7 protein-coding genes are annotated in these 7,725 nt (G+C 72.9%); 3 read left to right on the top strand and 4 right to left on the bottom strand.

What is annotated here, in order from left to right; all coding sequences use genetic code 11:
• The 4 genes from HET64_RS33650 to HET64_RS33635 form a co-directional block, all read right to left on the bottom strand.
• A partial coding sequence (locus tag HET64_RS33650) for a roadblock/LC7 domain-containing protein (RefSeq protein ID WP_215111010.1) occupies positions 1 to 422 on the bottom strand: 422 nt, incomplete at its 3' end.
• Positions 423 to 460: 38 nt separating this feature from the next.
• Positions 461 to 1,270 carry a helix-turn-helix domain-containing protein gene (locus HET64_RS33645; RefSeq protein ID WP_215111008.1) on the bottom strand — a complete coding sequence of 270 codons (810 nt, stop codon included), beginning with the start codon at positions 1,268 to 1,270 and terminating at the stop codon, positions 461 to 463.
• Entirely contained in the window at positions 1,267 to 1,680 is a 414-nt protein-coding gene (locus HET64_RS33640) for a Tn7 transposase TnsA N-terminal domain-containing protein (protein ID WP_215111006.1), read from the bottom strand. Before HET64_RS33640 ends, HET64_RS33645 begins: the two co-directional genes overlap by 4 nt.
• A 158-nt stretch (positions 1,681 to 1,838) precedes the next feature.
• Positions 1,839 to 3,221, bottom strand: a complete 1,383-nt coding sequence (locus HET64_RS33635) for an APC family permease (RefSeq protein WP_215111004.1) — start codon at positions 3,219 to 3,221, stop codon at positions 1,839 to 1,841.
• Between the two features lie 134 nt (positions 3,222 to 3,355).
• Between HET64_RS33635 and hutU the strand changes: the two genes are divergently transcribed.
• Genes hutU through HET64_RS33620 form a run of 3 tightly spaced genes read left to right on the top strand, consistent with a single transcriptional unit; the run spans position 3,356 to position 7,706 of the window.
• Entirely contained in the window at positions 3,356 to 5,014 is a 1,659-nt protein-coding gene (hutU, locus tag HET64_RS33630; protein WP_215111002.1) for a urocanate hydratase, read from the top strand.
• Positions 5,014 to 6,348 carry an allantoate amidohydrolase gene (locus HET64_RS33625; protein WP_374105598.1) on the top strand — a complete coding sequence of 445 codons (1,335 nt, stop codon included), beginning with the start codon at positions 5,014 to 5,016 and terminating at the stop codon, positions 6,346 to 6,348. Before hutU ends, HET64_RS33625 begins: the two co-directional genes overlap by 1 nt.
• Positions 6,339 to 7,706 (top strand): formimidoylglutamate deiminase, encoded by a 1,368-nt coding sequence (locus HET64_RS33620; RefSeq protein ID WP_215111001.1) that lies wholly within the window; start codon positions 6,339 to 6,341, stop codon positions 7,704 to 7,706. The genes HET64_RS33625 and HET64_RS33620 overlap by 10 nt, the downstream gene beginning before the upstream one ends.
• The last annotated feature ends 19 nt before the right edge of the window (positions 7,707 to 7,725 follow it).

Raw genomic sequence — 7,725 nt, 5'->3', positions numbered from 1 at the left:
GGGCGCGGGGGTGCGGCGGTGGCGGGGCGCTCGGTGCGGTGCAGCGCGGCGTCGACGAGTTCGCCGACGCGGGCGCCCGCGCGGCGTCCCTCCAGATGGAGCCGCCCGACGTTGATGCGGTCCTCGGCCAGCAGGGTCAGGACGGCGGAGGAGCCCGCGGCGTAGGTGGCGATGTAGCCGCTGTCGCCGCGGACCAGCAGTTCGCGGAAGCCGCCCCGGCCGGTGGCGTCGGTCATCCGGATGGAGACGCCGAGGGCGGCCGCGGTGAGGGCGGCGACGCCCTCCGCCTCGACGCCCGGGGTGTCGTGGGCCAGGACCAGACCGTCGGTGGAGGCGGCCAGCGCCCCGGAGAGCAGCGGGACCCGGGCGCGTAACCGCTGGAGCTCGACGAGGACATCACGCACTTCGGCCTCGGGCACCATCAGCTGTCTCCTCCCGGCACGCTGTCTGAGCGCGCGTATCACAGGGCCTCCAATGCGTCTCGGAGCCGGCGCAACAGGGCGATGTCGGGGTCGGCCGTCACCTCGGGGAGCGCGATCCGGCCGGGTGGGGACGAGGCCGGCAGGGGCTGGGTGCGGACCGCCTCCACCAGGCCGGCCGCCGCCAGCCGTCGCAGGTCGACCAGGATGTGGAACGCCGAACGGCCCAGCGCCTGCGCGATGTCCGAGGCCGTACGGACCCCGTCGGCCAGCTCCAGGAGCCGGCGCTGCCGGGCCGGGACCGGGGCGTCGGACGGATGGGCCGACGTCCGCAGCAGTGGGGCGCCGTCGCAGGCGGGGTCGGGCCAGATCCGGTCCAGGAACTCCCGTCTGCGCAGCGTCTCGCGCTCCACGGCGGCCACCGGGACCGGCCGCACCGGACCGATCCAGTGCGCCACCCCGTAGCGGAAGCGGGCGGGCGTCCCGGTCGGGGCGAGCGCGAAGAACGCGGCGTCGTACAGCGCGCCGAGATGGCACAACTCCAGTGCGCCGCCCGGCACATGACCGCTGTCGACGAGGTAGCGGCCGACCCGGCGGTGTGCCCCGGCCTGTGCCACGGCGTCCCACCAGCCCTCGTGTCGCAGGGTCCCGCCGGCGGTGAGCAGGACGTCGATGCCGGGGGTGGCGGGGCTCTCGGCGTGCACCACCTGGCCGTCGGAGAGGTAGAGCGTGCCGCGGTCGCGCATCAGGGCGCCGGTGGCGCGCTCGGCGGCGAGGCGCTGGAGCATCGGGGAGAGCACCGGGAGCCGGTCCGTGCCGGGGGCGTCGGGGTCGGTGGCTATCGCGCTCATGCCAGCACCAGACGCTCGGCCAGCTCGCCCAGCCGCATCCGGGCGAGCGCGAGATTGCCCTCGGAGCGGTCCAGCCACAGATGCAGGAAGACGCTGCTGTCGAAAGCCGTCTCGACGAACCGCAGCATGTGGTACCCGTCGTGGGTGGTGACGATGACGTCCTCGACGGGGGTGCTCGGCGTCTGTCCGGGGTGCTCCGCGCCGCCGTCCGGGGCGAGGTGGGCGAAGGCCGGCTGCTCGGCGGTCATCCGGGCGACCTCCGCCGTCTCGGCGGCGGTCGCCTCGTGGTCGGCGTTGGGGGATTCCCCGATGGTGCCGAGGGCGAGGCCGCTCGTCCAGTCGACCACCGAGGCGCCCCGGGCACCGGGCAGCCTCATGACTTCGAGCAGGCACTCGTCGATTCCGGGCACGCGGATTTCCCCTCCCGACGTGGCGTACGGCTGTAACGCTGAGGCTACGCATCGTGCTCACGGCAGGTGGAGGTTCTGGCATTTTCCTTTGGTACATGCGGCCCGCGGTGTAAAGGAGCGGCCGGAACGTGGTGGCGGGGCCCTCGGGCGTCGTCCCGTCAGGCGCCCGGGGCGCCCGCCTTCTCGCGGGCCGTCATCACCGCCTTGTTGAGCACCCACAGTCCGATCCCGATCAGCAGCAGGATTCCGGCCCGGACGTACACGTCGGAGCCCCGGTCGGCGAGGGGGCTCGCCAGGATCAGCGAGGTGAGCGCACCGAGCACCGGAAGCGCCGTGGGCGTACGGAAGTGGTGGTGGTCCACCCGGTCCCCGCGGAGCACCAGCACGGCGATGTTGACGACGGCGAAGACGCAGAGCAGCAGGAACGAGGTGGTGTCGCCGAGCCCCTCGATCTCGCCGGTGGAGACCAGGCCGATGGCCAGGAGGGAGACGAAGACGATGCCGACCCAGGGGGTGCGGCGGCCGGCCAGCACCTTGCCCATCGCGGGCGGCAGGATGCGCTCGTTGGCCATGCCGTAGCAGAGCCGCGAGGCCATCATGATGTTGATCAGCGCCGAGTTGGTGACGGCGAACAGGGCGATGAGCGCGAAGAGTTTCGGCGGGAAATCGACGCCCCCGGCCTTCACCACCTCCAGCAGCGGGCCGCTCGATCCCGCAAGTGTGCGCGAGTCGACCAGGAGCGAGGAGACCAGGGCGACCAGGACGTAGACGGTGCCGGTGATGCCCACCCCGATGAAGATCGCGCGGGGGAAGGCGCGGGCGGGGTTCTTGGTCTCCTCGGCCATGTTCACCGAGTCCTCGAAGCCGACGAAGGCGAAGAAGCCCAGCGCGGTGGCGCCGAGCACCCCGGTGAGCACGGCGTATCCGGTGCCGCCGGTCTCGATCTGGGTCAGCCGGGAGGGCTCGCCGTCGCCGCTGAACACGGCGTACGCGCCGATCGCGAGGATCACCGCGAGTCCGCTGACCTCGACCAGGGTCAGGACGACGTTCGTCTTCACCGACTCGGCGACCCCGCGGAGGTTGATCGCGGCGAGGGCGAGGAGGAACAGGATCGCGATCAGGGTCGGCGGCACCGCGTCGGTGAACTCCCCCAGGTAGTCGCCGCTGAACGCCCGCGCCGCCGCGCTCGCCGAGGAGAGCCCCGAGCACATCACCATGAAGGCGACGACGAAGGTCAGGAAGGGCACCTTGAACGCCTTCTGGGTGTAGAGCGCGGCCCCGGCCGCCTTCGGGTACTTCCCGACGAGCTCCACGTACGAGGCCGCCGTCAGCAGGGCGACGGCGAAACCGATCGCGAACGGCAGCCACAGCGCGCCGCCGACCTTGCCCGCCACGTTCCCGGTGGTCGCGTAGATGCCGGTGCCCAGGATGTCGCCGACGACGAAGAGGATCAGCAGTTTGGTGCCGAGGGCGCGCTTGAGCGGCGGTGATCCTCCGGGGTCTCCGGGATCGTCGGTCGTGGGGGATTCGGCAGTGCTCATCGACGCCTCCGGTCCATGCTGCGCATCACTGGCAGAACCTGTTCCCGGCCGCGGCGCGAACCGCACCTGTTGACTACGACTATTCAGAGCATCAGGATGTGAATAGATTTTCACCGTCGCGAGGAGGCACCGCCATGTCAGGACCCCGCCCCGTACGGGCACCGCGCGGCAGCGCACTGACCGCCCTGGGATGGCAGCAGGAGGCCGCCCTGCGGATGCTGCAGAACAACCTCGACCCCGAGGTCGCCGAGCACCCCGACAAACTCGTCGTCTACGGCGGCACCGGGAAGGCCGCCCGTGACTGGCGCTCGTTCGACGCGATGGTCCGCACCCTTCAGACGCTCAAGCAGGACGAGACGATGCTCGTCCAGTCCGGGCGGCCGGTCGGCGTCATGCAGACCCACGAGTGGGCGCCCCGCGTGCTCATCGCCAACTCCAACCTGGTCGGGGACTGGGCCAACTGGGAGGAGTTCCGCCGCCTGGAGGCGCTCGGACTCACCATGTACGGCCAGATGACCGCCGGGTCCTGGATCTACATCGGCACCCAGGGCATCCTCCAGGGCACCTACGAGACCTTCGCCGCCGTCGCCGCCAAGAAGTTCGGCGGGACGCTGGCCGGGACGATCACCCTGACCGCCGGACTCGGCGGCATGGGCGGCGCCCAGCCGCTCGCCGTCACCATGAACGACGGCGTCGCCATCTGCGTCGACTGCGACCCGCGCGCCATCGAGCGCCGGATCGAACACCGCTTCCTGGACGTGCGGGCCGACAACCTGGAGCACGCCCTCCAGCTCGCCGTCGAGGCCCGCGACGCCCGCCGCCCGCTCTCCATCGGCCTCCTCGGCAACGCCGCCGAACTGCTGCCCCGGATGCTCGCCGAGAGCGCGCCCATCGACATCGTCACCGACCAGACCAGCGCCCACGACCCGCTGGCCTACCTGCCGCTCGGCGTCGACTTCGACGACATGGCCGACCTCGCCGCCGACAAGCCCGCCGACTTCACCCGGCGAGCCCGCGAGTCCATGGCCCGCCACGTCGAGGCCATGGTGGGCTTCATGGACGCCGGCGCCGAGGTCTTCGACTACGGCAACTCCATCCGCGGCGAGGCCCAGCTCGCCGGCTACGACCGCGCCTTCGACTTCCCCGGCTTCGTCCCCGCCTACATCCGCCCCCTCTTCTGCGAGGGCAAGGGCCCCTTCCGCTGGGCCGCGCTCTCCGGCGAGGCCTCCGACATCCACAAGACCGACAAGGCGATGCTGGAGCTGTTCCCGGAGAACGAGTCGCTGCACCGCTGGATCAAGATGGCCGGCGAGCGCGTCCACTTCCAGGGCCTGCCCGCCCGCATCTGCTGGCTCGGCTACGGCGAGCGCGACAAGGCCGGCGAGCGCTTCAACGACATGGTCGCGAGCGGCGAGCTGGCCGCCCCGCTGGCCATCGGCCGCGACCACCTGGACTGCGGCTCGGTCGCCTCCCCGTACCGCGAGACCGAGGCCATGCTCGACGGCTCCGACGCCATCGCCGACTGGCCGCTGCTCAACGCCATGGTCAACGTCGCCTCCGGCGCCTCCTGGGTCTCCCTCCACCACGGCGGCGGCGTCGGCATGGGCCGCTCCATCCACGCGGGCCAGGTCTCCGTCGCGGACGGCACGAAGCTCGCGGGCGAGAAGATCCGCCGCGTGCTCACGAACGACCCGGGCATGGGCGTCATCCGCCACGTGGACGCCGGGTACGACATCGCCGAGAACGTCGCCGCCGACCAGGGCGTACGCGTCCCCATGACGGAGGGCAACTGATGCCGTCCGGCATGTCCGGGAACGCCTCCGGCACGACCGGGAACACCCCCGGCACGCTCGGGGGCGAGCCCGCCACCGCTCCCGCCACCCGGGAGCGGTGGCGCACGGGTGACTCCTTCCTCTCGATGTGGCGGGAGCTGGCCCCCGTCGGGCGCCACTCCGACAGCGGTGGCTACCGGCGCTACGCCTGGTCACCGGCGGACCTCGACTGCCGGGCCTGGTTCCGCGCGCAGGCCGAGGCACGCGGTCTCGCGTACGAGAGCGACCGCAACGGCAACCAGTGGGCCTGGCTCGGCGACCCGCTGGCCGGGGACGCCGTCGTCACCGGCTCGCACCTGGACTCCGTCCCGGACGGCGGCGCCTTCGACGGCCCGCTCGGTGTGGTGTCCTCCTTCGCCGCGCTCGATGAACTCCACCGCAGGGGAGTGGAGTTCACCCGGCCGCTGGCGATCACCAACTTCGGCGACGAGGAGGGCGCCCGCTTCGGCCTGGCCTGCGTCGGGTCCCGGCTGGCCGCCGGACAGCTCGCCGTCGCCGACGCCCGCCGACTGCGCGACGGGGAGGGGACCACCCTGCCCGCCGCCATGGAAGCCGCCGGATACGACCCCGGGACCATCGGCCCCGACCCGGAACGGCTCGCCCGGATCGGCGCGTTCGTCGAACTCCACGTCGAGCAGGGCCGCGCCCTCGACCTGACCGGCGACCCCGTCGGCATCGCCTCCGCCATCTGGCCGCACGGCCGCTGGCGGTTCGACTTCCGGGGCGAGGCCAACCACGCGGGCACCACCCGCCTCGCCGACCGCCGCGACCCGATGCTCACGTACGCCGAGACCGTGCTCGCCGCCCGCCGCGAAGCCGAACTGACCGGCGCTCTCGCCACCTTCGGCAAGATCGCGGTCGAGCCCAACGGCGTCAACGCCATCCCCTCCCTCGTACGCGGCTGGCTCGACTCCCGCGCCGCCGACCAGGCCACCCTCGACGCCGTCGTCACCGGAATCGAGCGGGCCGCCCGGGAGTACGCCGAGCGGGCCGGGATCGACCTCGACGTCGTCCGCGAGTCGTTCACGCCCGTCGTCGCGTTCGAGCACGCCCTGCGCGACGAGCTCGGCAAGATCCTGGAGGCGAACGGCGACACGGGGCGCCCCCTGCCCGTCCTCGGCACCGGCGCGGGCCACGATGCGGGTATTTTGTCCGCCTCGGCGCCCACCGCCATGCTCTTCGTACGCAACCCCACCGGCATCTCGCACTCACCCGCCGAGCACGCCACCGAGGACGACTGCACGGCCGGGGTCGAGGCACTCGCCGACGTACTGGAAGGTCTCGCGTGCAGCTGACACACCGGACGACGGGCGCACCCGTCACCGCGACGTACTGGATGGACCACGCCTGGCTCGGCACCCACGTCGAGCCGGGCGTCACCCTGGACGTCGCGGACGGCCGCATCGCCGGGATCCGGACCGGGGTCGAGACCCCGCCGCCCGGCGCGACCGCGCTGCGCGGCCTGACCCTCCCCGGCCTCGCCAACACCCACTCCCACGCCTTCCACCGGGCCCTGCGCGCCACCGTCCAGCTCGGCTCGGGCACCTTCTGGACCTGGCGCGAGCTGATGTACCGGACGGCCTCCCGGCTCACCCCGGACACCTACTTCGACCTGGCCCGCGCCACGTACGCGGAGATGGCCCTGGCCGGCATCACCTCCGTCGGCGAGTTCCACTATCTGCACCACGCCCCCGGCGGCACCCCCTACGCCAACCCGAACGCCATGGGCGAAGCGCTGATCGCGGCCGCCGCCGAGGCCGGGATCCGGATCACCCTGCTGGACACCGCCTATCTCGCCGCCGGATTCGGCGAGAAGCCCAACCGGCACCAGCTGCGCTTCTCCGACACCACCGCCGAGGCCTGGGCGGAGCGCGCATCGCTCCTCAAGGGCGACGACCACACCCTCATCGGCGCGGCCGTCCACTCCGTCCGGGCGGTCCCGGCCGGACAGTTGGCCACCGTCGCCCAGTGGGCCGAGGAGCGCAGCGCCCCGCTCCACGTCCATCTCTCCGAGCAGACGGCGGAGAACGACGCCTGCCAGGCCGCCCACGGCCGCACCCCCACCCGGCTGCTGGCCGACCACGGGGTCCTCGGCCCGCGCACCACCGGCATCCACAACACGCACCTGACCGGGGCGGACATCGAGCTGCTCGGCTCCTCGGCCACCGGCACCTGCATGTGCCCCACCACCGAACGCGACCTGGCCGACGGCATCGGCCCCGCCGCCGCCCTCCAGAAGGCGGGCTCGCCGCTCTCGCTGGGCAGCGACAGCCACGCCGTGATCGACCTCTTCGAGGAAGCGCGCGCGATGGAGCTCAACGAGCGGCTGCGCACGCACATCCGGGGCCACTGGACGGCCGCCGCCCTGCTCAGGGCCGCCTCCGCCGACGGGCACGCCGCACTCGGCCGCCCCGACGCGGGCGTGCTGGAGCCGGGTGCCCCCGCCGATCTGACCACCGTCGCCCTGGACTCCGTCAGGACGGCAGGACCGGTGCCCCGGCTGGCAGCGGAGACCGCCGTATTCGCCGCCTCCGCCGCGGATGTGCGGCACACGGTCGTGGCGGGCCGGCACATCGTCCGGGACGGCCGGCACACCCGGATCGAGGACGTGCCCCGGGCGATCGCCCAGGCCGTGGCCGCCCTGCACCACTGACCCCGGACCCGCCCGAGCC

This window comes from Streptomyces sp. McG3 (genome assembly GCF_018619185.1).
Classification (GTDB): Bacteria; Actinomycetota; Actinomycetes; order Streptomycetales; family Streptomycetaceae; genus Streptomyces.
This window is presented reverse-complemented; position numbering and strand designations above follow the sequence as displayed.

Excerpts from the sequence above, each read along its gene's own strand:
- HET64_RS33645 (WP_215111008.1), bottom strand. The coding sequence starts at position 1,270 with ATGAGCGCGATAGCCACCGACCCCGACGCCCCCGGCACGGACCGGCTC.
- HET64_RS33635 (WP_215111004.1), bottom strand. The coding sequence starts at position 3,221 with ATGAGCACTGCCGAATCCCCCACGACCGACGATCCCGGAGACCCCGGA.
- hutU (WP_215111002.1), top strand. The coding sequence starts at position 3,356 with ATGTCAGGACCCCGCCCCGTACGGGCACCGCGCGGCAGCGCACTGACC.
- HET64_RS33625 (WP_374105598.1), top strand. The coding sequence starts at position 5,014 with ATGCCGTCCGGCATGTCCGGGAACGCCTCCGGCACGACCGGGAACACC.